The organism is Ningiella ruwaisensis (genome assembly GCF_004798935.1).
Lineage (GTDB): Bacteria > Pseudomonadota > Gammaproteobacteria > Enterobacterales > Alteromonadaceae > Glaciecola > Glaciecola ruwaisensis.
On record NZ_RAHT01000001.1, the window covers coordinates 523,937 to 548,825 of the forward strand.

The window sequence follows — 24,889 nt, forward strand, 5'->3', positions numbered from 1 at the left end:
CTATTCCCCCAGCGCCGTAGATTTAACGGTGTAATAACGCTGTTTGCGAATGGTCTGAATCACTTGGTTAAAGTGCGCCAGCAATTCTTGCTCTGAGCCGTATCTTCGCTGCAACGCGGCGTACTCCTCATTGATTTGGCGACGTGCACGTTCAAGATCTTCCGTTAACAACTTCGCATAGGCATGATCTTCCACACCCGATGTGCTTCTAGCTGCGTTGAGCATGTCTTCAACCAATGCTCGGGCCATCTCAACAGCAATAAATGGAGCCGCTCGTGAAGCAAAGGACCTAGCAGCCCCTTCATTTAATGCAGAAAGTGTTCTAATCATGCCGCCAATGCTCGCGGGAGCCGAGGTCATAAAAGCCTTTTCGGTGGTGCTAGCAGCCCCTGTATTTCGAGCAAATTTAAAAATGATGCCGTTACTAGAACCTGTACCTAGAAGTAAATTTTCTACCTGGGTTGATAACCCGGTTAGGGTCACGTTAGCGATTGTCGGATTTAGACAGCCGTCTTGTGTCACTGTGTCACATCGGTACATAGCGACGTTACCGCCATGAATTAGATGCTCAATAGTCACTTTATTGCCATTCAGTCTGGTCAGTTTTGGGGCTTTACCTTGACCATCAGCCGCATTCGCTAAATCACCAACGATGATCGAGCCCGTCACGGACATAACCGCTTCAAGAAAACGGTCATCCCCCGATGCAAACCAGCTTGATGCCGAGTGACGTTTCAGTGCTCGCCAGACCAAGTTACCTTTAATCGTTTTGTTCACATCAGATGCCGCGACACTTGAAGCATTCTCATAAGGGTTCTTACCGTTGGACTCACTCCAACTGGTAAAAACGTCTCCAGCCCCTTTGAGAGAGCTCAACATGCTGGCTTCTGTTTGCCCCTTTTTACCAAAAGCAGCCAAGGTATCGTTCACGACTCCCTGAGCCATTTGACAGGAATTGCCAAAATACTCGTTCAACTGCTGGATTTTCTTTTGCAGAGTCTCCATGTGCTGGGAGCATTTCTCACACATAGCGCTGAGCGCCAATTGGAATGCGTACCCCTTGGCATTTGCCGCCACAGAGCGAAGCAATTGAACGAACTGATCAGCATTAACAAATGACAAACTTCCAGCGAACATATCAATGCCGCCACAACCAGCTTGGAATGACGGAGGCACCATAGAGACGAGGTTTTCGTTCATGATCCTGTTACGAACAACAACACTTCCGCCAGATATAACGCCACGCCGCTGACTCTCGAATACACCAGGCGCAGTGCTGTTGGTCATTGAACCAAATAACTGGTTCATCTCCTGTTGCAAGCTTGCTTGGCTCATAGATGAAAAACCAATCGCACAGGCGATTAGCGATACTCGGAATACTTTTTTCATTGTTATAACCCTCCTTGTGCACGCAGATAGCGAACAAGGAACTCAGGGTCCTGTAATATCTTTTCGTTAAGCTCTTTGGCTGACATCGCGAGTGACACGCCGGGTTGAACAGGTCTGGTGGCATAGTAAGTTTGATCGTCAATCCAACCGGCTTGATGGGCTGCAAGAATGATTCGATTATTGAGCTCATCAAGGCTCATTGCGCCTTGGCCAATCGGAGTGATGACATTAGGCGGATCAACTAAGAACACGGCAGGGACAGTCGTAACGGACAAGGATTGAGCTTGTCCTGAATCGACTTTGTAATTAGGAAACTCTCCACCAGGTAAAGGCAAGCCATCGACTGCAATAGCAAACACCTCGAAACCGTAGTTCAAAGCAATTGATTCGATGATAGGCGCTTGAGCATGGCAGTAAGGGCAATCAGAACGATAGAAGAAGAATAAGCCAGCCCGTTTTGCTACTTCACCTAAAGCAATATCTCGTTGAGCGCCAGCTTCTCGATCCATCCGATTGGCAGCATAGGTAGCCAAGGGTCTGCGACTGATTTCATCCAAAACTGGATCGCCCATGACTACCTGCTGACTAACATCAGCAAACTGTGAGCCCTTATCCATCATGACGCGCTGGAGATACAGATAGGCTCTGACGTTCTCATTCGTCGGCTCATCAATTGCCTTGTCCATGAACGACTGCATGTGCTCACGAAACCAGGCAGCACTGAAAGGCTTTAGCCCGCTCTGACTCGACTCTGCCGCACCAGATTCCGGCTTAATAAGCTCTTCAGCCTCCGCTGGCTCAGGAATGACCTGATACCAAAACCAGCCTTCCTGACCACGCTGATAGAATGGCTCGTCACTGGCATAGGCGGGTAAGATGAATAGAAAGAAAATAATGATTGGGATGGTCACCCATAGGATAAACCAAGGTAACAAAGGCGTTCTCATTGTCAGCTCCAGAAAATTTCATAGAGCTAACATGCTAATGATCCCGGTAAGAGCGATTGGCCAGATAGATGAAGGAATTGTGTGTGTTTCTGACTAGCTGTTGTGACTAGTAACAACAGCTAACGTTAATGAACAAAAGATATGATTTACGCTTTGAGCGAAAGGCTAAGCCTCAGCATAGCCATCACTTTTATCTCAAAGATTAAGAGATAAGCTTTTGAGCAACAGTTTTTAGTTTAAGTTTTAAGTCGTCAGAAATAATTGGAAGCGCTACACCGTCATCGCCAACAGCTACTGCTGGCCCATAATCATCATAATCTTCACCAGTGTCAGCATTGATTGCCCTGTAACAATCTTTGGTTACGTCGATATCATCCTGTAGACCAACGTAATACCAAAACCACTTTTCAGTTTCACTAATCGTAGCTTCGATTATTTCAATCAACCCTTCGCGTGACGGAGCAACAATCATTTCAGCTTTTAGCCAATCAAGATAAAAACTAATTGGGATTACTGGCTCATCTTCGTCATGACAATGCAAAGCATATCCAATAGCCTCAATCACAACATAAGGATCATCATAAAAATAGCCACTCCAGCAGTGGCTATGGCCGTCACCACATTGATCATAGATTGGTTTCAACGATGAAGGAATTGGAAATACCGCATCATTACTGTTTTCAAATTTCTTTAATACCAGCGTTAAAAGCTCTCGATAAGGGACGATTTTCTGGTATTGCTCAGCAACGTCAGACTGAATTACATTAAGCGAATGACCAGCTAGTTTTTTGTTATACCAGAACTCGCCACTTCTGTTATCCGGATTGTCTTCATATTCAGCCAATAATGTCGCAGCTACAACAAGACCAACCAATATCGCTTCTGAGTCATTTGCATCTATGAATGAGGTTAAAACACCTAGCATTCGTGTTTCACCTAATGCTTTTTCAAAAGAAGCCTCAGCATAAAATGCATAAACATCATCTAAAGAGATAATGTTAAATTGCTCCCAAGCTTGCTGGATTCGCTGGCATACTTGAAGCGTAACACCTGCATCAAAATCCAAAGCTTGCAAGCGCTCAAAGCACTGTCTATTTGCGATCTCAAGGTTTTCAACTCTATATTCAGAGGCAACTTGAAATGCCGCGTAGCTTTTAAAGCCGCAAAATGCTGCGAACGCTTCGTATAAATGGCTTTTCTTTATTGCTGGAATTGCTGTTTTTAACTCAGAATGAGCCGTAAAAATGATGGGTTTTAAACTTTTCATATACATATCCATATGCTTGAGACAGTTATTAACTGTTATCAATCATTGCTACACACGATTACAACATGATCTCTCAAGCCATGTATGTATAATTAAAATTTAAGTAAATATTGGGTTCTCTATACGCCTTTTCAGGTCAATTTGCTGTTTTTCACTCGTGTGCAAGTGTGGCTAGCGCCACTAAAAAATATATAGGATTTTTGAAATTCAGGCAACCATCACAAAGAAAAACTGAAAACGTATGGATCGTGCAGTTCAAAAAAGGAAAAGATGAATCGACCAGATCAGTGCTCAAGGTAGACCTCTAACGTCTACTTCTGGCACATAAAGCAATATTCAGAAACTTCGAATACTACGTTAGCTCACTTTACTGCAATAACCGTAACCAAAATTTTAATTGAGCAACTTGGAACCATGACAAAGTACATTTTGCTCCCCACATGCTGCCAGAACTCGGCCTCTTGGGCATATTTTTTTGCTTTTTGGATAGCGACGTTTTCTGGCAACTGAGTTTTAGTTAGCCCCGAACATAGCAGCTTTGAGCACAAAGCCTTCCAAGGATGCTTAGGTACGCCGTCTGAAAGCCGTTCCACAAACCGCTCCAGTGCATGATGAGTCACCACGACAGGTCCAATGTTCGGAACGTTGATGACCTCATCAATATCTCTCACCGTGACATTATCCACGCTGTATTCTTCGAAGGAATGTGAGAGCCAATCGTCCCGCTTCTCTACCGAGATCTGTGCTTCCTGGTAACGGGTGAGCAAGAACCTGGTCAGGCTGTAAAGTGAATGCTGAGTTGAGCGTTGTTTCTGTAACTTTTTGATGGCTCCTTTACTGACTCGGATTTGAAGCCCATTGCCGCTTCGGTTACTCCCCATCACCTCTTTCACTGACAATAGGTGGTGAATTGCATAGAGCTCAGCGGCAATTGGCTTTTGCTGCTCAGGTAGCATGTCGTATTGCTCACCTAAATTGACCTTTAGCTCACCACCTCTTCGAAGGCCGGTCTTCCAGTAAACCGTAAACTCACCATCAATCTGCTTTGTTAACAGGGTTAATACCATCATGTTTGTTTCTCCAATTGGTTATCTATTTTTAATTCTCCATGTTTTTTCAAATATGCAAGGCGCAAAAAAAAGGGGCCGAAGCCCCTTGGATCAGATATGAACTTTCGGAAAGCCCATGGCACCGTAAACATTCAGCACATCATTCCAATCCCAACTTTTCACGCCGAGTGACGTTGGTATCGGAGGGATCAACACTTGTGTCAGAATGCCTTTCTGCCAAGCTTTTTTCTTGAGCTCATTCGCTGCATTCAGGCCGGTCTCAGAGAGATCGTGATCTGCCCAGATGTACAGCATTTTCACATTACTTGGTGGTTCAAACCTAGCCAGTAGCGTTGCATTCACAACCGACCAACATGTTTGCCCCGTTGCTCTGGTTACCGCTAGGGCCGTTTCTATACCTTCTGAAACACCTAGTACTTCACCAGGCTCACCTATAGGAATGGAACCACCAGTGATTGTTCGGTCACTTGGTATCGGCATCATCTTTTTAGGCTTTTCAACCGGCGCTTTGAATCCATCTTCACTTAGGTAGATCCGATGGAACGTGGCCGAACGCCCTTGCTGAGTAACGATTTTACCTAGCAGCGCTGGGTAGCTATCGATAAACAGACCATCTTCATCATGGTAAGGCAAGCTTGGATGAAACCTCAGCACCGAATCCCATTCAGGACGAAGCCGCGTCACAATGCCACGACGATGCAAGTAGTTCCAAACTGGTTGCGCACGAGTATCTGCAAGAGAAAACGTTTCTCCCCAGGTTTGATTCAAGCGATGGATAATCGCTTTGTCCTCGTCCTGCTTTCTAGCCTTCCAATCAACAGCGTTGCTCGGTATTACCCGAGTTGGTACTTGTCCGGGTTGAATACCAAGAACCTGGCCGATTGCTTCAATAGACTGAGCAAAGTTCCACCCATTAATCCAAGACAACAGTTCAAAACCATCATGAAAGATACCGCAGGTGTTACAAACGCCACCTCCGGTATATTCAGCATCTTTGAACAGCCTAAAGCCATCACGACCGCCATGAACAGGGCAAGCCACATGACGGCCTTTTCGAGCAATAGCGGCATCAAGTTCTGGCACCAATGCCGCCAATACCTGAAGCCATTGACCATTAAGATATGGCCTCACTGTTTCAATCTGTAAAGGTAACGCCATATAACCTCCTTAAGTAAAAAGCCGACTCCTACCACAAGTGATAAAAGTCAGCTTGGGTCCTGAATTGAACCGTTTGGTTAATACAGGAACGTTAGTCAAGCTGGATACCATGTCGTCTTAATAGCCACATGATGGAATCACGAAGCACATCAGGATCGACAACCGCAGCCATCGCGCAAACACGAAAGCAAAATGGCGTTATTTCGTCATTTTTAATCCACGACAACACATCCTTGCGCAACCGAGTATTGACACGACCGTCCAGCAATACACGGATCGCATCCAATAGAATGCCTTCGCGTAACTGCCAGATTTCCGTGTCAGACCAAGTGACTGGGGCATCATCAAACTCAAATAGAAATTCGAGCTGTGATGACGTGTGTTGATGGAACTGCTTTTGTGATGAAGGAGAACGGGCAATGCGCCCATTCATTAAAGATAACCGCGTTCGGCAAGCGAAACGCAGCCCTCGGATGCGACCACGACATGATCAAGCGTTCGAATATCAACAAGTGACAAGGCGTCACGGAGTCGATGAGTGATGCGTTTATCAGCTTCACTGGGCTCAGGATCACCCGATGGATGGTTATGCGCCAGTATCACTGCTGCCGCATTAAGTTCTAGCGCCCGCTTTGTTACTACCCTTGGATACACGCTCGCCGCATCTAAAGTGCCTTTGAATAGCTCTTCAAATCGAATTACGCGATGCTTTGTATCAAGAAACAGCACGCCAAAGACTTCGTGCTCATACTCGTGCATCAGTGTTTGCAGGTATGAAAACGCCGACGATGGCTGTTCAATTTTGCGACCTTTACTCAATCGACCACGGGCAAGCTTGAGCGCCATATCTAATATATCTGCTTCAGTCACTTGCTCAGGAACGATGTAAGTACCGGCTTCTTCGCCAGCTAAGAACTTTCTGTTTTTCATAGGAGTCTCCAAAAAAAGCGGAGACGAACCCATGCCCTGACGGAGACGGAATCGTCCCCGCAGGGTGGTAAAATTGATGTGGTTACTGAATTAACAGTTGTTGTGTTACTTCGAATAACTCACGCTTTAGATCTCTGACGTCATTAATCACAATGCTTTGAGGAAAGAATTTCTCAACACTGCGTGTTTGAATCCCGATCCCCAGCAGCTCAAAGCCACTGCGTCTGCACCGGTCAACAATGTCATGCGTGGCAGCCCAATCATCTGGGTCACCATCCGTTAGCACTATCATTAGCTTTCGCTTCTGTTTTTGCGCTAACAAACTGTTTGCCGCAAACCACATCGCTTGTGCCATAGGCGTACAACCTCGTGGTTTTTGGTCAAAACAGGCGGCCCGATGTCGAACCGATTGCTTGGGCAATAACGCGATAGAAACTTCCTGATGAATACCAGGAAAATAACTGACCGCAGGTACAACACCCGGTATGCCTTCCAATGCCATGGCTAAAGCCAAAGCAGCTTCATTGGCAACATGAAAGTACTTTCGATTACCTTCGCCAATGGGTTTACCCATTGAACCCGATATATCGACAAGCAAGTGCACAGCGGCATTGGGGGCAATGCGAGGTTGCCTTTGAATAAACAATCTCGACTCACCGGCTTGTGAAGCGGCAAGACGATGGGTTGCAACTCGAAGACCGTGCCGCTTGGCATGATTCCGATTGTCCTGACTGGACTGAACCATGCCCCTAAGTCGGGCTCGAATTTGAGCGGACTCAGACGCCGATAAGGTCAAAATGGCCTCATCACCCAACATAGCTTGCTCTGCTTGAGGCAAACTGAGTGGAGTGACGCCCTGATGTCCTTCAGCTTGTTCCGACAACACTTCTGCCACTTGTGCAAAGGTATCGGATTCAAACTGAGCGGCACTGGCTTCTAGGGCTTGTCGCAAATTGTCAGCTTGATCAGAGTTATCTGAATCACCCGTTTCAGCAGCATCCCCTGTTGCAGACGAACCTGTTTCCGGGGTTTGACTGTCACTGCTGCAATTGCTGTCATTACTCGCATCTTGTCCAATTTCATTACCGCTATCAGCATCCGACTCATCCTGTGGTGGACGAGATTCTTCTTCCAACATGGCAACGATGGCATCGACAAGTTTTAGCACTTCACCTGTAGACGCCAGGCTAGGCACTGCTGTCAGCATGGCGCTTAACCGGCTCATCGCTGCGGCAGGAAAGAGTTGTCTCACTCTTTCATCGACTGCTTGATACAAAGGCGTCAGCGCTTTCTGGCCCAGAAAATGGCATCTCAAGCGAAACAACAACCAGGCTTGCAAGTTAGATGCAGGCTCAAGCTGTTCAGGTACACACATTTGCTGTGTGTCCACCATGTACTCAATCACTTGCGAAATACTGCGCCGGGTTCCGGGGTAGTCCTTTGCCAATTCGTTTTCAATGCGAACATCCTCAATAATATTGAGAAGTGCCTTACGGATCGGCTTGGACGACGCCTTCTGCACCATGTCAAAATTGGTATGCCGAATATGCGCCGCTTCATGAGCCAGATAACCCCAAGCTATCTGTTGATAGTGTGGGTCGTCTGGGTTTGCTGTTGGGATCACAATCCGCTCACCATCTGTAAATGCATCTTGTCCTTGAATAAGCACCTTCACACCAAACTTTTCGCCATAAGCGGCGGCAACGATTGGCAGTGCATTTTTTAATGGATGATTCATGGGAGTCTCCTAATCATTAGGGGGAATACTCCCTCAGCGGGAGCGTTTCCCCGCTGGGAATGTAAGTGTTTAAACCTGTGCTTTTAGCTTCTCCAGGTCGTATTTTTGACCTAACCAAGCCACCAATTGAGCTGGACTCTCGTGCTGCTCAAATGACGTTTTAAGCTGGTCTAAACTCAGGATGTCATCCAATGTCAGACCGTACTGGTCTTGTAACTGAGTAGACACCTCGTGTTGATATTGCAGCCAGGCCCGCTCATAAGCGGTTTGCTGCAATACCATGTTTGGAACAAATACCATGGCCGTTACCCAAGCTCCATGTGCGTCCGCATCTGCGATCAGCACAGGGTTCTTGGGGATCACGACACTATGTGTTGAGTACGACCGTTGTACTAACGTTCGACAACACGCCACTTCTGGTATCGATTCACTTTCAACCGCATCAGTCACACCACGAAAATGTGCTTCAAACTGGTTCAGTTGGCTGGGGTTATGGATGGTTGATTGCATAATTTCCTCTTACATAGTTCAGAGGACATGCGCCCTTAAGGGCAACATGCCCTCAAGGACGTTAGAAATAAAATGAGTTTGGTACAGTCGAACCAAGGTTTGGTCTGACGGTTGGTTGTGGTATTGCACGTAAGTTATCTGCCTGAGCAGATACTGGCTGTGCGGGTTTAGGTTCAGGTTTGGGCATCAGTTGTCTGATATCCAATTGACCTTCACCGTGCATTCTCATCTTGTCTGGATCAGACAAAATTAAAATGGTCGCCATCAGTTCGTGATAGAGATTGTCTGTCACAGGGCCGGTCTTCGGCAGACGAACAAATAAATTGTCCATCGCTTCAACCATCGGCTGAACTCGATGATCCAGGAAGGACAAACCATCCAACTTGTCTCTTAATCGCTTGAGCGGATTAAGGGCTCGCTGGCTGATTTGATTCTTACCTGCAACGGAACGCTCAAACAGTTCGTTGGCATCACGGGCCACCTCCCTAAAGAGGGTGTGTCCCATGCCATTGACCTTGTCATCTAAGCCACCAGCTTGGTCAGCTGGTTGCATTCGATAGATGGCATAATCGAACTGAAGCCGTTGTTCCACGTCTTCGATGGGTGATAATGCACGTCGGATTGCATCTGCAAATTCCGGGTGTTTTGCAACCCAGTCAAACGTCACCTGATCATAGTTGTCCAAGAACAACTGCTTGCACTGCGCAAACTCCTGACCGATCCGGTCAAGCTCTGGAACAATCTGATCAATTCGGTCTTCAGGGACGGCATAGCCACCTAAAAACCGCACACCGACTTGCTCACACAAGCGCTGCGCTTCTTTCTTAAGCCGTTCAAAGTTCGCCAATGCCTCAGGGTCGCAAATTTTTTTACTCCCTAAGCTGGCAACATCCTTCGGTGGAAGTTGGCTGCCATTGGCAAGTCTGAAATCTTCAGGCCTTAGCTTTTTTCTACCGCTCCAGATGGAACAGTCGATGTGACAAATCAAAAGTTTGTCGAGGGTTTGAATACTCATAGTGCATCCTCATGCGATATGGGGACGCACCACTCCCAGCAGGAGCAATGGCCCCCGTTTGGGTGGTAGTAGTTGACGCGCTAATGGCAATACCACTATCAGAAATAGTAATTTTGCGAATCAGGCGACGATTGGTTGAGATCGATTTTCGCAGGCATTAAGTCCAGTGCTTCAGCAATCGGGCGAACCCGCTCTAAATCACTGCCTAGCAACCGCAATACATCTTTTTCCAACTTCAGTTGGTCGGATACTTCTATCCCTTCAGGACTCGCTACTGTGAGCGAACACAGAGGTGGTAATTGACGCTTAAAGGCCAGTAACAGCAACAATGGCCACGGGCCATCATCAGTGTTAACAATGCCAGCGCCTTCACCTGACACCATGCTGATTTGATTGGTACTAGGTAATCCGCTTTTGCAAAACCCTAATGACCATTCTCCAATCCTGACCTGGTTATCATCAATAACAGCCAAGCCATAGGCTTCAAGCAGCTTTGCCATATCGAACAACGCTTTTTGCGCCAGCGATATTTGGCCATTGACGTCCTTGCGAGTACGAAACTCCCAACTGACGTTATTGGCGCACGCGACAATATCTAGCGCATTTGAGAATTCAAATGGCCGCCCTTGATGATCAATGCCGACTTGTCCAACTAATCGATAACCCTTGTTGATTTTCTCATTGATTCTTCGGTCTGCTTCAGCGTTAGGATCAGTCGAGTCAATCAATCGCTGCTGCGACAATTGACCGGCTTTTCCAAACCGAACTTCAATCTCCTGGGTATCCGATCCAACGTAAATGGCCCATTCTTTGGCTGTCCCATCAGAATGACTGTAACGGTAAAGAGCAAAGCACTTATCCATCATCAATCCTCCCAATGGTCACCGAAGACATCAGCGGCAATACGGTGAATGGCTTCTCGTTGCTCCAACTCAGCACGAGCCGTCAAAGACCGAACCAGTGCATATTCCACTGCGTTAGGAGCGCCTTTAAAAGCAAGTGTTAACTTTGCCCAGCGCACCAAGGTCCTAGTGGACATGGTGATACTAAGCTCAGCACCGCCATCCGCGCCCCCAATAAAAAGACGACGAATGTCACCAGCCACCTTCACCATTTTTTGGCGAAAGACTTCTGGCAAGCCCGGCGCAACGTTCTCCAGAATGGCTTCCTCTACAGAAGGCTCTGCATAGGTCGCTTCGATGATTCTAAAGCGATCAAGAAAAGCCAAATTCTGTTGGAGCACACCTTGATACAAGCCCGTTTGGTCACCGCTGCCCGCACTGTTGCCGGTAGCGATAAAACGAAACTTGGCATGTGGCATGATGATCTCACCGCCATTTTGTGCGATGACCAACGGGGCACCTTCCAAAATGTCATTGAGCCCTGCCAATTCAGCAGGCTCAGCAAGATCCATTTCATTAATGATCAGCAAATGGCCATGCTTGACAGCCAGTGCCAGCGGTCCATACACAAAGGTCATGTTGCCATTAACCAGCGTGTGGTGACCGATAAGATCGGACAACTCCAATCGACCATGTGCAGTAATTTGCTGAACAGGCCAATTCAATCGAGAAGCAACTTGGCAAATTAGCGAGGTCTTACCGCATCCAGTGGGGCCTGTAATATACAAACCGTCACCGTCTGGGTTAGACAAGAACGCCAATACGTCACGTAAGTCTTCTTTTCTAAAGACATACTCGTCCTTGCGAACGGGAATGTTTGGATGGGTAGTGTCGGCACTAAATCCTTCCAGAACGAAAGCATCAGGAGCCGGGACATTAAACGCTTGATTCACTTGAACCAAAAATGGGGATTGTTCAGTCATGGTAAACCTCATTAGTTTTGACGAGGCCCCATGCCCCAACAGGGAATGAAGTCCCCGTCGGGTGGTGTGTTGATTGTGGTATGGCTGTGTATGTAAGAGTTCAGCTCGCTCTATCATTCGTACCCAGCATTGGCTACGAGTGAAACTGCTTTCTGATGCACTCCATATAAGCGCATGAGAAAGGAGCCGAAACCGGCTCCAAGTGAACGTTAAAAGTAAAATGAGCTTGGCGAGTCACCTGGCAGAACCAAGTTCTCTTGCTCAAGGCTGATTTTGATTGGTGTTTCAACGAGCTGCTCTGGCTTATTGGTGCTGATACGCAACCGCTCTTGTGGCGCTTTTCGGTAAGCGGCTAAAACCTGTTCATCCAGCTCGCCTAACTTATCGGTGGCCAATTGCTTATAGTCCACCGTGCCCGCCATCATGTAGCGGCTGAGTTTGACCCCAGCATAGTCGGCATGAGCGTAGTTACCCATCATGCCGACCAATTTTGACTGGGCGTCTCGCATTTCCTCTTTCAAAGATTTAATGTGATTTTCCAGTCGAACCACTTCGGCATGTGCTGAGCAATACTGTCGAGACAGCGATGTCCAACGGTATTGGGCTTCACCCTTGGGAACAAAACAATCTTGCTCAGGGCATTTTGACGGTTCTTTTTTGGTCTGTACTAACTCCCAAAACTGAAGCGCTGTTTCTTGCAACTCAGTTAAGAACGCCGCGTCTCGTTGTATTTCAAACTCAATCAGTTGATCCTCAAAATAGAAAACCAACCAACCTCGCGTGCTATTGGCGACCAGTATTTGATGCTGTACTTGCACCCAATACAACTGATATGCCTCGCTTTGTTCTCTGTGAGCTTGCACATCCTCAAAAACTGACTGGCAAGGACATTTCAATTCAACGGGTTCACCCGCATCGTTGATGCCATCAAAGCTAGCTCGAAAGATTGCGTTATGATCGGCTTCTGCACATAACGGCAGAAGAAAGTCATTATGCGCATTCTCAAATGCTCGCCTTGCTTGAGGCTCCAACCGAATACCTCGAAGCACATTAGGATTATTCGACAGGTCTTCCGGTAATACGAATCCGGTTTTTTCTGCCCATAATCGCCAAGGTGTTTTGTAGGGTGAACGCCCCATAATAATTGGGGCTTCAGATGCCGTAACCCCTGCAATGCGCCACTGGTGCCATGCAGGAGTACGTTGTGATAGGTCGATAACCTTCATATTGCCTCCTTTAAGGGGAGACTCCCCCGAAGGAGAGAACTCCCCTTCAGGGTTAAGTGGTTACTTTGTAGCTTGTGCTAACGCTGTTTGGTGCTGAACAACACTTGCTTGAACCGAATCAATTGCCGCTATACCGGCTTGAATCGAACCTACGACAAGGGCAACAACCAATACCAAGCGAAAAAGTGAGGCTGATTTAGTCATGGAAGATCTCCAAAAAAAGACGAGACCTTCCCCCTGACGGGAGAATAATCCCGCCAGGGTTAGTAAAATGAATGCGTGGCGCTAAGAAGCTAAAGGCTGTGTGAGCGCTTTGGCTGCTTGTTGCTGTGCATTAAATATTTCTTGTTTCGCAAACGTCAGTTCAACACCTTGAAAATGTTCATTGGCATATTCCAATGCACTATTCCAAGCGTTTGAAGCTTCCGCCCGCTCGATAAGCTTGTAAACAAGCCCTCGGGTTCGATCATCAACTTGCTCGGGTGGAATCACAGATGGCTCAACAACATGTGTTGCTTGGCCTTCGATAATTCGCTCCGCTTCGTCTTGATCGAAAATTCCCACAAAGCCAAACGCAATGCGGGAACACTGGATCATGGACTTATGTCTTAGCATTCGCTTAGTGTGCGTCTGCCATGGACCATCTACACGGTAAGGGCCATTTTTGCCGTTACCTTCAAAAGGCGGTCGATAGATTTCATCCAGATACTCAGTGATTTTGACTGGGTGCGAACGGTCGCGCCGGTAGATGATGCATTCCATCCATTCCGGGCATTCTTTCGCGCCATCCAGGGAGACTTTGTTTTCTGAAGTCTTAAACTCCATGCCATCAAACTGGTCGTGTTGATTGATAATGCGAGACCATCCATCGACACCTACCACTGGAATAATTCCAGCTTGTTTATCAGGGAACGCAAAAATCTCTTTGGTGAAAGGGTTCAAGCCGTACTGATCTGCAACCACCAAGAGCGCCATCATCTGCTCATTGGTCGGTGCACTACCGTCACGTTGCTTAAATGCTGTTGCTTTTAGGGTATCGAACAACTTGTTTGGATCGACACTAAAGCGCTCAGCAAAGCGTTGGATTAGCTTTGGTTTTTCCATTGTGGACTCCGACAATCAAAGTGGGAGTCTGCCCCTGACGGGAAAGTACTCCCGGCTGGGTTAAAGCGTTATCGCTCGGTTAAAAATCTGGTTCAGGATAAGTTTGTGCCCAATTACCTTGGGAGCCCGCATCATCTGCCGGTGATGGCTCGGATGCTTTGTTCACACTATCAAGAAGCAGAAACTCGTCCGCGTCCACTTCGGTCAATCGATGCTTAATGCCATCTTTCTCCCATGAGCGCGTGCGCTGAGGCCCTTGAACAAAAAGCTTCGCTCCTTTTTGGATCAAATCTTTTGCTCTTAGCCCTAACTTAAATCCACCACGATCTCGAAAAACAACCCGATGCCATTCCGTATGCTCTTTGAGCTCATTGGATTGACGGTCGCGCCATTTCTCAGAAGTGGCCAGTGAAATACTGGTCACTAAATCACCTGATGGATAGGCTCGTGTCTCTGGCTCAGAGCCAACGTAGCCTATGAGTGTTACTTGGTTTTTCATGATGTTCTCCTCGTCTTAGTTGAACTCTGTGCACACAGTCGCTTCTACCCGGCTGGGCAAAGAAGACTGACGACGCAGATAGGTTGGTATTTCGAGTAAAGCCATGTCGTACTGATGTGGCTCTTTGTAAAACGCAGATGTCAAATGGGGCATACCAGGAGCTTTAGGCACTGCCATTGGACGACGTTTTGGTGTTGGTGTGAGCAACCGCTTGATTTGAGTAAATACAAATCGAAACGGGCGCACGCTTTGACGAGCAAGCAATCGCAAAAGCGACCAGCTCAGTTTTGCAAGCAACATAATGCCTGCGATTTGGATAATAAATCCGAAGATATATTCCATTGGTGACTCCTTATGTTGGTTTTGAAGGAGTCACCCCCAACTGGGGAAAACTCCCCCAGTTGGGTGGTGAAAAGGCGAACCGTAAGGAACGCATGGTTGAGCATGTAAAAACATGCAGGCTATTTGTTTAGGGAGGCTAGCTACCTCTTAGTACCACTGAGAATACTCAGCGGCGGGCTTCCTTTGAGCTCATGCTCTCAGGCGCAGATATCACTGAAACAGATCAGCAATATTTGATAGTCAGTATAACCGTCTTATCCAGACAGGATAGTCAGAAAGATGCTCAATTCTTCCACCTAGCTGAAAGGCCATTACCGCACAGAGGATTAGGCTAGGGACTGATTTTTGTCATATCAGGAGCAAACTTATGGCCCAAGCAAAACCCAATTACTCAAAACCCATCTTTGAACAATCATTCACAATTAACAGCTTACAGGCGCAACGTGTCGTTGACCGTGTTTTTAGACGGACGGTCAGTGCGCTTTACGGAATCGATGTCATCCTGCGCATCATTGGCGATGAGAACGAAATTGATGAAGTGGAACAGATCATTAGCCAGTTGATCGAGGATTGCGCTAAAGCGGTAGACAACGAACAAGCTCGTTTGGACAAACTGATGGAGTCCAACGGCATCGATGAAGTACCTGACTACACCGACCCGATTACCTTCAACGCCAAAATCAGCTCGCCTCAGGTTGGCCAGTTTGTCGGCTTAGTTCGCAAACTCGATGCGTTGATGATCTCAATGGACACACTCTGGTTGTCTAGCGTGCTCAGCAACAAACAACGTGTTGATGGCAACTACGCATGGCAACAGCGCATTATCAAACTTGCACGACGCATTATTGATATCGAAATTCGAGCACGAAAATCAGCTCAAGCCAAAGGTAAAGAAGCAGAAGTTGAACAAGCGGTGCCTTCAACCGATGACGATATCACTGAAGAGGAAACAGATACCCCCGCCAACTAGCCAACTAGGCTCCCATCAACCAGCCCCTCTCGAAGGGGCTCTTCATCTTGCTGTATTTTCTATCAAAATCATTAAAATGAATTTAACTGTCATTTTTGGCCAATTTACATGAATAGAACTAATTTTCTCGTTACTTTCTTGATAGTGTTGTTCGCTATCCCTGCATTTGCAGAACACCCAACATCGTTCAGCCAGGCAAAACGATTTGCCCGAGAAATTTACCAAGACAACCAGAGTACGTTTTACTGTGGATGTAGCTATAACAATGATGGTGCGATTGATGCTGCATCTTGCGGATATGAACCAAGGAAGCAACCGAAACTAGGAGAACGCTTGGAGTGGGAGCACGTTGTCTCAGCTTGGGAAATTGACCATCCACGCCAATGCTGGCAAAACGGCGGACGTCGGAACTGCGAAAAGAATGAGCCTGAGTTTTCTAAAATGGTTTCGGATCTCCATAACCTCGTACCATCTGTAGGAGAGCTCAATGGGGATAGATCAAATTTACGATTTGGCATGATTCCGAATGAACCAAGATCCTATGGTCTATGTGACTTCGAAGTTGATTTCAAAGACCGTCGAGCAGAACCACCAGTTAACCGTCAGGGTGATATTGCTAGAATTTATTTCTACATGCGTGATCAATACGGCCTAAGACTAAGCAGGCAACAAACTCAGCTATTTGAAGATTGGGCAGGAATGGACCCTGTTGACGAATGGGAAAAAGTGCGTGATTTGAGGATTCACCATAACTGTCGTTTTTATTTTTATGCTCGCAGTCTAAGGCTTATTACAAGCAGTGGCTAGACGCTTCTTATAAATATTCTGTTGCAGATATAAGGAATACTCAATTTGTGCATTAATCTTACCCCGTTAGGGCTCAGGCTTGGTAATAAAGATGCACAGGTGAATTGCTCATCAATAAAATTGTTTTATTGAGATAATACTTGCTTTTCGCCAGTGTGATTTTTAATCTCAATGATTAGACAGGTGCTTTGTAGTCGACAAGAGGGTATGCATGGGCATAGCGAACATAATGTCTAAGCGCGTAGTGAGTGTTCACATGGATGACAGCTTACAGTCGCTTAGAGAGCTATTTTCGGCAACGGGATTTCATCATTTACTCGTGGTACATGACAATGTACTTACCGGAATCATTTCAGATCGCGATTTTTTAAAAGCGATAAGTCCGTTTATTGATACCGTTGGTGAGCGAGTGCGAGACAGAGCAACATTTAGATAAGCGTGCCCATCAAATCATGACCCGAGAAGTCATCACCTTAACCCCGGAGGATTCCGTTTTTACTGCCATCGAATTGTTCAATAACAATAAGATATCGTGCATACCCATAGTCGACATACATTATCACCCAGTGGGTATAGTGTCGTGGCGAAATGTGATGAAGTTTATGCAGAAAAGGGTAGAAGCAAAACGCTAAAATGGCGCTAGCACCTTTGACGAGCGTTTTATCAAAGGTGATAGAGCGTATCGAGCAAGCGCCAAATTAACGTTACATTTATTCAGAAGCTGCTAGGCTTTTCTATAACTTACTTTAAATAGCAGGCTATATAAAACGGGAACGGCAATAAGCGTTAGAATTGTCGCGAATGTGAGTCCGCCCATTATGGTCACAGCCATATCGGCAAAAAAAGCATCAAACAACAATGGAGCCATCCCCAATATAGTTGTCACGGCCGCAAGTGCTACGGGTCTGACGCGGCTTAGTGTGGCTTCAACGATGGCGCTTTTTATTGCCAATCCTTCTTCAATTTGAAGATCAATTTCTTCAATAAGTACTATGGCATTTTTAATCAGCATCCCGAATAAACTCAAAAAGCCCAGTAGCGACATAAAGCCGAATGGCATATCAGTAGACAACAAGCCCGTGACTACACCTACTACCGCCATGGGGACAACCAGCCATATAATAAGCGGTTGGCGTACGTGGCCAAACAATAACACCGAGATAATGAACATCACTAAGAAACCAGCGGGTAAACCTGCACCTAAGGCCTGTTGAGCTTCGCTAGCGCTTTCAAACTCACCACCCCATTCAAGGTTGTAGCCCGCAGGCAAATCAATATCTTCAATTAACGGGCGAATACGCGCCAGCGCTTTGCCTGCGGTTTCATGTTCGCCAGGCTCTGCTTCAACGGTTATGGTGCGCAGGCGATCTTTGCGATGAATGCGCAGCTCTTCAGTCATAAGGTCTAAGCCATGTGATACCTGGGTAAAAGGAATATACTGACGTTGCTGAGAAGACCATACTTGAGACTCGCGAATAGACTGAAGAGCCGTGTCATCGGCGTTCCCCATTTTTGCCATGATATTATAGGCATAATCACCATCTTGCACGGTGCCCAGTTTCACACCACTGCTTGCGTACTGTACGGTTTGACTAAAATCTGAATGCGAAACCCCAGCAATTCCCGCATTGTAGTTGTCGAACTGTGTGTTTATTGCAAACCCTTTCTCTCGCCAGTTATGACGAACATCAATCACCTGACCATCTTCAAATAAACGGGCTTTGGCTTCTTCTGCTAGTTGGCGTAACACTTCAGTATCTGGACCTGAGAAACGCGCTTCGAGTTTAGCGCCTGAGCCTGGACCAAATTGCATGCGCTCCATATAGAAATTGGCATCTAAATCCAAATCACTTAGCTTGCTGGTTAATGCACGTTGAATGGCAGGAATGTGCTCTAATTCGCTGGCACGGACCATAAAGAATGCATAGTTTTCATTAGCGCTTTTTGGCGCGTATGTCAGCGTAAATCTATCAGCACCTTGCCCAATAAATGTGGTTACGGCACTGACATTATCCAGCGCTAAAATACGTTTCTCTGCTTCTTTGGCAATTTGCTCTGTCGCGCGAATGTCGCGGTCTTGGGGCCCCCAATAGTGCACAAAAAATACCGGTGCATTTGATGGTGGAAAGAACCCTTGTTTGACCATACCAAAACTGCCATAGGCAACAATGGTAATAACGAGGAGTGCTGCAATGGTTACCCAACGCAGTTTCAGTGCGCCGATAAGTGTGTGTTTAAACCACTGTTGTGCAGCGGAGGGCGCATCACTTTGTGATTGCGACATGCCCTTGCGATAAAAATGTGCGCCTAATACGGGGACCAACGTTACGGCAAGTATCCAGCTGATCATCAATGAAACCAACACTACGGCAAACAATGAATAAAGGAACTCGCCGGTTGCATCGTTAGATAAACCAATGCCAGAGAAGGCGGCAATACCTATTATGGTTGCGCCTAATAACGGCCATTGTGTGCGCTTAACAATGAAGCTGGCTGCATCTTTTGCTGAGGCACCTGTTGCCATTCGCAGCATCATGCCTTCTGCTACCACTATTGCATTATCGACCAGCATACCCATGGCGATGACCATTGCCCCTAATGAAATACGCTGAAGCTGAATATCCATCAACCACATGATGAGGATGGTACCGAGTACGGTAACAAGTAATACAGTGCCTACCACAACCCCAGAGCGCCATCCCATGAATAAACACAAGGTTAATGTTACCACGGCCACAGACATCACAAGGTTATTGATAAAGCCGTCCACCGAATCATCAACTACTGAGGCTTGATCGTAAATGGGAGTCAGGGTAATACCAACTGGAAGTTGTTTGAGCAGGGCCTCCACTTTTGCATTTACTCGCTCGCCGACATCTACGATGTTCACATCCGTTAATGCTGACACACTTAGCGTAAGGGCTTCTGCACCGTTATATCGCACTAATACAGGCTGAATATCAGCAGGTTCGAGTTTTAAGGTCGCAACATCAGCAACACGCAAAGAACGGTTTGTACCAGGGATCACCAGTGATAGATTTGAAATTTCATCTAATCTGTCTGGTGCACGCTTGACAATCAAGCGCACGTTTTTTTCATCCACCTTTACGCGCCCACCATTGAATGGTCGAAGATTGTCTTGGAACAATGAGGTCAAATCTGGGAAAGAAATACCCAACCCAGCGAGTTGATATGGGTTGATGTAAGCAACAATTTGCTCTTTTTGAATACCGGTTACGTTGACCTTTGCCACACCTTCAGTGGTAAGTAAATCTCGACGAATAATTCGGGCAAACTCACGTAACTCATGGGTGTCGAAATCTGGAGCGCTGAGAGCGTAATAAAGCCCATAAACATCACCGAAGTCATCAAATACTACGGGGTCTTGAGCGCCCGTGGGCAGCGAACTGGCGGTGTCGTGAAGGCGCTTCCTCAATTCGTCCCAAATTTGAGGTAACACATCACTATCGTAAGTACTCTTTACCTCTACGGTAATTTCAGAACGCCCTGGAGAAGATATTGAAGTCACTTCTTTTAATTGGGGCATTTGTTGAATAGCGATTTCTAAACGTTCTGTGATTTCACGTTCAACTTTTTCCGCGCTAGCGCCAGGATAAGCAGTGTATATCTTAACTTGTTTGATGGTAAAAGCAGGGTCTTCAAGTCGACCAATTTTGGTCATAGCCAGCACACCACCTAGTAGCAGTATGATGACCATCAGCCAAACATTTACGGGTTTGTCGATTGAAAAGCGGGCGATATCCATGGTTTATTTTTCTCCCTTATACGGAAGCACTTTCATGTTTTCTCGCATTTGTGCTGCTCCAGCGGCAACCACCTTTTGACCAAGTGAAATTGGCCCTTCTACTACAGCAATATCCCCCTCGATATGTTTGACATCAACGCTGTGTTGTTTCACTGTTTGTAGACTGTCATCAAGTACCCAAACGGCAAAGCCATCGTTCTCATCACCGACTAGTGCTTTCACTGGCACGACTAAGCCGTCGGAATATAAACTACCTTGAAGGCTTACTTTAACCACTGCTCGAGCACCAGGAGTGAGTGGTAATTCTTTTCGAGGCTCCATGGCGAATACTACTTCGTAGGTTTGAGATACGGGGTCCGGTTGTGTGGAATGCTCAACATAAGTTACTGGGTACCACTGACTGCGGTTTGTCGCCAATGTGGCACTCGCTTGCTTAATGCCACGCCCTATGTTGGCGGTAAGTAAGCGCTCTGGCACATTGATATTAAAGTAGATTTTCGACACATCTTGCAAACGGGCGATAGCAGTCCCTGATTTTACAAAACTGTTATTTTCTACAAGACGTTGGGATACTTTCGCATCAAATGGCGCGTAAAGCCGAGTATAACTTAAGTCTTGTTCTGCGTTTTTAAGGTCAATAACAGATAATTCATAGGATGTTTTTGCCGAATCCAGTGCGCTTTGAGATACCAAATTTTTTGCGAACATTTTTTCAATTCTATCGAGTTCTCGTTTTGCTTGTTCTAATCTGGTTTTAGACTCTTCAACTCTGCGCTCAAAGGGCTTTCTGTCTATTGTGGCAAGCAGCTTGCCTTTAGTGATATCACTGCCGGTAACTAAATCGGTTTGTATTAATCGGCCAGAGACTTCAAAACTCAAATCAACAGTTTTCACAGCAGATACGACGGCAGGAAACGTAAATTCGTCAAAATTGGGAATAGGTGAGACTTCAGCAAACTTCACATGCCGCACTACCTCCGATTGTTGCTGCTGAGCTTTTTCAGGTGAGCAAGCGGTGAAAATAAAAATAGAAATAGAAAAGAGACTTAGCGCTAGAGTATGTGAGTAGTGTTTCAAGGACATAGTCGTATGCCATCCATTAGTAATATGTTGAACATAGATAACCAGTATCGTTGCATTTAAAAACAACCTACGTTGCAAACATTGTGCGCCTTATAGTATGCTAATGCAAAAGTAAACTGGCGAGTGCATTATGGTTCATCTGCATTGAAAAGTAAACTGGTCGGTGTAAAAAGAAGTTTTATATGATTAAGAGAGTAGACCAATGGCTGGCAATACACGAACCCTTAGCGACTTAAAACGCGAAGCGATTATTCAAGCAGCGACGCAAGCGTTTCAAGAATTTGGCGTGAAAGGTACTAGCATGGATAAGCTTGCTGAGTTGGCTAATGTGTCTAAGCGTACTGTGTATAATCACTTTTCTACGAAAGAAGATTTAGTTATGCATCTTGTCACCGAGCAGTGGCAAAGTGCCATAATGAATATCACAGCGCATTACTTACCTAACGAACCTCTCGATACACAGCTGCAAAGCATCATTCTCAAAGACATCGAGTTTATGGTAAGTGAAAGTCATCTTGATTTAGCCCGTGTAGCGATTGGCTACTTCTTTTATGAACCTGATAAACTCAAAGACGAAGTAGCGCAGTTAAAAGCTCAGGAAACGGCCATGCATCGATGGCTCAATGATGCAAAGGCTGATGGCAGATTGGCTTTTGATGATGTTAAATACGTGGTGAATGAAATAGACAGTTTGGTAAAAGGGCAGTGTTTCTGGCCACAGCTTTTTAAAATTGAAGATGCGCTAAGTGACGAGGCTAAAAAGAATATTGCCAAGAACATTGTTGCACTAATTTTGAGTCGATATGCAATAGAGAGTAAATAGCGTGTTAAACGGGGAATCTATTATCATACGTAGCTGTTTGAAGTAATGCTCAGAAGATCTGAAGGCTCAGGTGGGCTATCGCAGGCCACGTCATCGTGGTGGTGAGAGTCACATTGTTGTTCCCAACCGGTTGCAGCGTCAGTTTAATCCTACGGCGCCAGATGAAGCCTGGGTAACGGATATTACACATATCCGCACTCACGAAGGTTGGTTATATCTGGCAGTGGTCGTGGATTTGTTCTCACGCAAAGTGATTGGCTGGTCAATGCAGTCACGCATTACCAAAGACATTGTGCTGAATGCGCTGCTGATGGCTGTCTGGCGGCGTAATCCTAAACAACAAGTGATGGTGCATTCCGACCAGGGAAGCCAGTACACCAGCCATGATTGGCAAGCATTCCTCAAAGCTAATGGCCTGGAAGGTAGCATGAGCAGACGAGGAAACTGTCACGACAATGCTGTTGCTGAGAGTTTCTTCCAACTACTGAAACGTGAACGCATCAAGCGAAAAATCTACTCAACAAGAGACGATGCCAGAAGCGATATCTTTGAATACATCGAGATGTTTTATAACTGCAAAAGAAAACATGGTTCCAATAATCTGCTGTCACCAGTAGAGTATGAAAACCGTTACCAAGAAAGGCTGGGAAGTGTCTAAGTTATTGGTAGCGATTCACTGGCATATTAATCTATAATCAACCCTATGAATGAGCCTTGTATAGAGTAAACTTTGTTATGCCACACCATATATCAAAAATTGATAATTCTCACATTATAATGGTGGTATATGAAGGAGAGATAGACTTCGATGAACGCACTCAAATCTTTCAAACAATAATTACTGATTACAAACAAAAAGCCATTTATAAGTTACTCATTGATTATCGATTAGCCAATTTAAAAGCTTCAAAAGTTGAACAAACTATTTTCGCGAGATTTGTAACATCAGAACTAAAATTCAAACACGCTGCAATTGCAATACTCGATAATGAACCTCAAAATGGTATCTATCCTGCAATCAAAGATAATGTCCAACTTACTCAATATAGAGTAAAACAGTTTTCAGATGAACTTGAAGCATTGAACTGGTTAAATTCAATCTAACTCAACACAGTGCCATCTAAGGAAGATGCGAATAAGTTCCTGATGTGAGATCATAGTGACATAGCAATCCAGCAGGAACCAATGTTCCATGAGCCACCAGTTCACCTTTGCCGATAGCGAGTTTTCCAGCAAACGCCGTCAGACTCGTAAAGAGATATTTTTATCCCGAATGGATAACCTGCTACCGTGGTCTCAATTGCTGGATGTAATAGACCCTTTCTACCCCAAGGCGGGTAATGGTCGCCGTCCGTATCCGCTGGAAACCATGTTCCGCATTCACTGTATGCAGCAGTGGTACAGTCTTGGTGATGAAGCCATGGAGGACGCGCTGTACGAGATTACTTCAATGCGCCAGTTTGCACAACTGTCACTGGATAAGGCCATTCCTGACCGCACCACCATCATGAATTTCCGGCACTTACTGGAAAAACACACACTCACGCGCAAGTTATTTAAAACCGTCAACCAATGGCTGTCGGATTGTGGTGTGATGATGACACAGGGCACGTTGGTGGATGCGACGATTATTGAAGCGCCTAGCTCCACCAAGAACAAAGACAAGCAACGTGACCCGGATATGCATCAGACCAAGAAAGGCAACGAATGGCACTTCGGCATGAAAGCCCATATTGGCGTGGATGCCAAGAGCGGCTTAACCCATACGCTGGTGACTACTGCCGCCAATGAACATGATCTGAATCAGTTGAAAAACCTGTTGCACGGCGACGAGGAATTCATCTCTGGTGATGCTGGTTATCAGGGCGCAGAGAAGCGGGAAGAACTGAAAGACTCGAATGTAGAATGGCTAATTGCCGAGCGTCCCGGCAAGGTGCGAGCCCTGAAAAAGCATCCTCGTAAGAACAAAACCATTATTAACATCGAATACTTAAAAGCCAGCATCCGGGCAAAGGTAGAGCATCCGTTTCGGATCATCAAATGTCAGTTTGGCTTTATCAAAGCACGCTATAAAGGACTGATGAAAAATGACTCTCAGTTAGCCATGCTATTCACCTTGGCAAACCTGTTTAAAGTAGACCAAATGTTGCGACGACAGCCAAGATCTGTCTGAAATCCGGGAATCGCCCGAAATAGGGTCGAAATCCGGCCGAAAATTGGGGAGAATTGGAAATTTGGTGTTCAAAAGTTAGGCGGTCAGCTCAAAGCTTCGCTCGATACCTAAATCGCAGGACCTATTCGCAGCTTCCCTAAAACTCAAGCTTATGCTAATCGATCAAGCTATTTAGTAAACTTCGGAAGAATGATGAATCAAACACTTCTATTTCTTCATCAGTACTGGTTCCATTAATACTGATGAA

General features: G+C 46.0%; 24 protein-coding genes and 2 pseudogenes. 7 read left to right on the top strand and 19 right to left on the bottom strand.

Annotated features, from left to right (window positions below; all coding sequences use genetic code 11):
* The 17 genes from D6V41_RS02220 to D6V41_RS02295 form a co-directional block, all read right to left on the bottom strand.
* Positions 1-1,389 carry a conjugal transfer protein TraH gene (locus tag D6V41_RS02220; protein ID WP_136249843.1) on the bottom strand — a complete coding sequence of 463 codons (1,389 nt, stop codon included), beginning with the start codon at positions 1,387-1,389 and terminating at the stop codon, positions 1-3.
* A 2-nt stretch (positions 1,390-1,391) separates the two neighbouring features.
* Positions 1,392-2,336 (bottom strand): thioredoxin family protein, encoded by a 945-nt coding sequence (locus tag D6V41_RS02225; RefSeq protein WP_136249844.1) that lies wholly within the window; start codon positions 2,334-2,336, stop codon positions 1,392-1,394.
* Positions 2,337-2,538: 202 nt separating this feature from the next.
* Positions 2,539-3,603 carry a hypothetical protein gene (locus D6V41_RS02230; RefSeq protein WP_136249845.1) on the bottom strand — a complete coding sequence of 355 codons (1,065 nt, stop codon included), beginning with the start codon at positions 3,601-3,603 and terminating at the stop codon, positions 2,539-2,541.
* Positions 3,604-3,965: 362 nt separating this feature from the next.
* On the bottom strand, positions 3,966-4,673 hold the full coding sequence (locus D6V41_RS02235; protein WP_136249846.1) for a hypothetical protein: 708 nt from the start codon (positions 4,671-4,673) through the stop codon (positions 3,966-3,968).
* A 90-nt stretch (positions 4,674-4,763) separates the two neighbouring features.
* The gene (locus D6V41_RS02240; RefSeq protein WP_136249847.1) at positions 4,764-5,831 is read right to left on the bottom strand and encodes a DUF7146 domain-containing protein; all 1,068 of its coding nucleotides are present in this window, start codon (positions 5,829-5,831) and stop codon (positions 4,764-4,766) included.
* 91 nt (positions 5,832-5,922) lie between these two features.
* Positions 5,923-6,264: a plasmid-related protein gene (locus D6V41_RS02245; RefSeq protein WP_136249848.1), complete on the bottom strand. Its 342-nt coding sequence runs from the start codon at positions 6,262-6,264 to the stop codon at positions 5,923-5,925.
* Positions 6,264-6,761, bottom strand: a complete 498-nt coding sequence (radC, locus tag D6V41_RS02250; protein WP_136249849.1) for a RadC family protein — start codon at positions 6,759-6,761, stop codon at positions 6,264-6,266. The genes D6V41_RS02245 and radC overlap by 1 nt, the downstream gene beginning before the upstream one ends.
* A gap of 82 nt (positions 6,762-6,843) precedes the next feature.
* The gene (locus tag D6V41_RS02255; RefSeq protein WP_136249850.1) at positions 6,844-8,499 is read right to left on the bottom strand and encodes a VWA domain-containing protein; all 1,656 of its coding nucleotides are present in this window, start codon (positions 8,497-8,499) and stop codon (positions 6,844-6,846) included.
* 69 nt (positions 8,500-8,568) lie between these two features.
* On the bottom strand, positions 8,569-9,009 hold the full coding sequence (locus D6V41_RS02260) for a hypothetical protein (RefSeq protein ID WP_136249851.1): 441 nt from the start codon (positions 9,007-9,009) through the stop codon (positions 8,569-8,571).
* A 61-nt stretch (positions 9,010-9,070) separates the two neighbouring features.
* The gene (locus D6V41_RS02265) at positions 9,071-10,024 is read right to left on the bottom strand and encodes a DUF3150 domain-containing protein (protein WP_053426188.1); all 954 of its coding nucleotides are present in this window, start codon (positions 10,022-10,024) and stop codon (positions 9,071-9,073) included.
* Between the two features lie 98 nt (positions 10,025-10,122).
* On the bottom strand, positions 10,123-10,887 hold the full coding sequence (locus tag D6V41_RS02270; protein ID WP_479680816.1) for a hypothetical protein: 765 nt from the start codon (positions 10,885-10,887) through the stop codon (positions 10,123-10,125).
* 2 nt (positions 10,888-10,889) lie between these two features.
* Complete coding sequence (locus D6V41_RS02275; RefSeq protein WP_022614428.1) at positions 10,890-11,849, bottom strand: AAA family ATPase; 960 nt, start codon at positions 11,847-11,849, stop codon at positions 10,890-10,892.
* A 209-nt stretch (positions 11,850-12,058) separates the two neighbouring features.
* Positions 12,059-13,075, bottom strand: a complete 1,017-nt coding sequence (locus D6V41_RS02280; protein WP_136249853.1) for a YqaJ viral recombinase family nuclease — start codon at positions 13,073-13,075, stop codon at positions 12,059-12,061.
* 60 nt (positions 13,076-13,135) lie between these two features.
* On the bottom strand, positions 13,136-13,279 hold the full coding sequence (locus tag D6V41_RS18105) for a hypothetical protein (RefSeq protein ID WP_168710936.1): 144 nt from the start codon (positions 13,277-13,279) through the stop codon (positions 13,136-13,138).
* A gap of 81 nt (positions 13,280-13,360) precedes the next feature.
* Positions 13,361-14,179, bottom strand: a complete 819-nt coding sequence (bet, locus tag D6V41_RS02285; RefSeq protein WP_136249854.1) for a phage recombination protein Bet — start codon at positions 14,177-14,179, stop codon at positions 13,361-13,363.
* 79 nt (positions 14,180-14,258) lie between these two features.
* Entirely contained in the window at positions 14,259-14,678 is a 420-nt protein-coding gene (locus D6V41_RS02290; protein WP_040132793.1) for a single-stranded DNA-binding protein, read from the bottom strand.
* Positions 14,679-14,693: 15 nt separating this feature from the next.
* A complete protein-coding gene (locus tag D6V41_RS02295) occupies positions 14,694-15,020 on the bottom strand; it encodes a plasmid-related protein (RefSeq protein WP_136249855.1) in 327 nt (108 codons plus the stop codon).
* A 367-nt stretch (positions 15,021-15,387) separates the two neighbouring features.
* Here D6V41_RS02295 and D6V41_RS02300 point away from each other — a divergent pair, with 367 nt between their 5' ends.
* The 3 genes and pseudogenes from D6V41_RS02300 (at position 15,388) to D6V41_RS02310 (ending at position 17,429) form a co-directional block, all read left to right on the top strand.
* Complete coding sequence (locus tag D6V41_RS02300) at positions 15,388-15,990, top strand: hypothetical protein (protein WP_025574392.1); 603 nt, start codon at positions 15,388-15,390, stop codon at positions 15,988-15,990.
* Positions 15,991-16,098: 108 nt separating this feature from the next.
* Positions 16,099-16,797, top strand: a complete 699-nt coding sequence (locus tag D6V41_RS02305) for an endonuclease (protein ID WP_136249856.1) — start codon at positions 16,099-16,101, stop codon at positions 16,795-16,797.
* 211 nt (positions 16,798-17,008) lie between these two features.
* Positions 17,009-17,429, top strand: a pseudogene (locus tag D6V41_RS02310) (CBS domain-containing protein).
* Positions 17,430-17,521: 92 nt separating this feature from the next.
* On the opposite strand, the gene D6V41_RS02315 reads toward D6V41_RS02310, so the two are convergent.
* Together D6V41_RS02315 and D6V41_RS02320 are read right to left on the bottom strand one after the other, a co-directional pair.
* Positions 17,522-20,563, bottom strand: coding sequence for an efflux RND transporter permease subunit (locus D6V41_RS02315; protein ID WP_116369200.1), 3,042 nt, complete (start codon positions 20,561-20,563; stop codon positions 17,522-17,524).
* A gap of 3 nt (positions 20,564-20,566) precedes the next feature.
* Positions 20,567-21,640, bottom strand: a complete 1,074-nt coding sequence (locus D6V41_RS02320) for an efflux RND transporter periplasmic adaptor subunit (RefSeq protein WP_136250076.1) — start codon at positions 21,638-21,640, stop codon at positions 20,567-20,569.
* Positions 21,641-21,848: 208 nt separating this feature from the next.
* Here D6V41_RS02320 and D6V41_RS02325 point away from each other — a divergent pair, with 208 nt between their 5' ends.
* The 4 genes and pseudogenes from D6V41_RS02325 to D6V41_RS02340 all read left to right on the top strand — a co-directional run bounded on the left by D6V41_RS02325 (position 21,849) and on the right by D6V41_RS02340 (position 24,642).
* The gene (locus D6V41_RS02325) at positions 21,849-22,469 is read left to right on the top strand and encodes a TetR/AcrR family transcriptional regulator (protein WP_136249857.1); all 621 of its coding nucleotides are present in this window, start codon (positions 21,849-21,851) and stop codon (positions 22,467-22,469) included.
* 58 nt (positions 22,470-22,527) lie between these two features.
* A pseudogene (locus tag D6V41_RS02330) lies at positions 22,528-23,127 on the top strand (IS3 family transposase); the annotation flags it as partial.
* Positions 23,128-23,204: 77 nt separating this feature from the next.
* On the top strand, positions 23,205-23,573 hold the full coding sequence (locus tag D6V41_RS02335; RefSeq protein WP_136249858.1) for a hypothetical protein: 369 nt from the start codon (positions 23,205-23,207) through the stop codon (positions 23,571-23,573).
* An 88-nt stretch (positions 23,574-23,661) separates the two neighbouring features.
* Positions 23,662-24,642 carry an IS5 family transposase gene (locus D6V41_RS02340; protein WP_136249859.1) on the top strand — a complete coding sequence of 327 codons (981 nt, stop codon included), beginning with the start codon at positions 23,662-23,664 and terminating at the stop codon, positions 24,640-24,642.
* Positions 24,643-24,889 lie beyond the last annotated feature (247 nt).

Bases quoted from the DNA above. Each gene is read 5' to 3' on its own strand.
- D6V41_RS02335 (WP_136249858.1), top strand. From the start codon at position 23,205: ATGCCACACCATATATCAAAAATTGATAATTCTCACATTATAATGGTG.
- D6V41_RS02270 (WP_479680816.1), bottom strand. From the start codon at position 10,887: ATGGATAAGTGCTTTGCTCTTTACCGTTACAGTCATTCTGATGGGACA.
- D6V41_RS02275 (WP_022614428.1), bottom strand. From the start codon at position 11,849: ATGACTGAACAATCCCCATTTTTGGTTCAAGTGAATCAAGCGTTTAAT.
- D6V41_RS02290 (WP_040132793.1), bottom strand. From the start codon at position 14,678: ATGAAAAACCAAGTAACACTCATAGGCTACGTTGGCTCTGAGCCAGAG.
- D6V41_RS02235 (WP_136249846.1), bottom strand. From the start codon at position 4,673: ATGATGGTATTAACCCTGTTAACAAAGCAGATTGATGGTGAGTTTACG.
- D6V41_RS02305 (WP_136249856.1), top strand. From the start codon at position 16,099: ATGAATAGAACTAATTTTCTCGTTACTTTCTTGATAGTGTTGTTCGCT.
- D6V41_RS02340 (WP_136249859.1), top strand. From the start codon at position 23,662: ATGAGCCACCAGTTCACCTTTGCCGATAGCGAGTTTTCCAGCAAACGC.
- D6V41_RS02255 (WP_136249850.1), bottom strand. From the start codon at position 8,499: ATGAATCATCCATTAAAAAATGCACTGCCAATCGTTGCCGCCGCTTAT.
- D6V41_RS02315 (WP_116369200.1), bottom strand. From the start codon at position 20,563: ATGGATATCGCCCGCTTTTCAATCGACAAACCCGTAAATGTTTGGCTG.
- D6V41_RS02240 (WP_136249847.1), bottom strand. From the start codon at position 5,831: ATGGCGTTACCTTTACAGATTGAAACAGTGAGGCCATATCTTAATGGT.
- radC (WP_136249849.1), bottom strand. From the start codon at position 6,761: ATGAAAAACAGAAAGTTCTTAGCTGGCGAAGAAGCCGGTACTTACATC.
- D6V41_RS02280 (WP_136249853.1), bottom strand. From the start codon at position 13,075: ATGAAGGTTATCGACCTATCACAACGTACTCCTGCATGGCACCAGTGG.
- D6V41_RS02245 (WP_136249848.1), bottom strand. From the start codon at position 6,264: ATGAATGGGCGCATTGCCCGTTCTCCTTCATCACAAAAGCAGTTCCAT.
- D6V41_RS02300 (WP_025574392.1), top strand. From the start codon at position 15,388: ATGGCCCAAGCAAAACCCAATTACTCAAAACCCATCTTTGAACAATCA.
- D6V41_RS02295 (WP_136249855.1), bottom strand. From the start codon at position 15,020: ATGGAATATATCTTCGGATTTATTATCCAAATCGCAGGCATTATGTTG.
- D6V41_RS02325 (WP_136249857.1), top strand. From the start codon at position 21,849: ATGGCTGGCAATACACGAACCCTTAGCGACTTAAAACGCGAAGCGATT.
- bet (WP_136249854.1), bottom strand. From the start codon at position 14,179: ATGGAAAAACCAAAGCTAATCCAACGCTTTGCTGAGCGCTTTAGTGTC.
- D6V41_RS02265 (WP_053426188.1), bottom strand. From the start codon at position 10,024: ATGAGTATTCAAACCCTCGACAAACTTTTGATTTGTCACATCGACTGT.
- D6V41_RS02260 (WP_136249851.1), bottom strand. From the start codon at position 9,009: ATGCAATCAACCATCCATAACCCCAGCCAACTGAACCAGTTTGAAGCA.
- D6V41_RS02230 (WP_136249845.1), bottom strand. From the start codon at position 3,603: ATGAAAAGTTTAAAACCCATCATTTTTACGGCTCATTCTGAGTTAAAA.
- D6V41_RS02225 (WP_136249844.1), bottom strand. From the start codon at position 2,336: ATGAGAACGCCTTTGTTACCTTGGTTTATCCTATGGGTGACCATCCCA.
- D6V41_RS18105 (WP_168710936.1), bottom strand. From the start codon at position 13,279: ATGACTAAATCAGCCTCACTTTTTCGCTTGGTATTGGTTGTTGCCCTT.
- D6V41_RS02220 (WP_136249843.1), bottom strand. From the start codon at position 1,389: ATGAAAAAAGTATTCCGAGTATCGCTAATCGCCTGTGCGATTGGTTTT.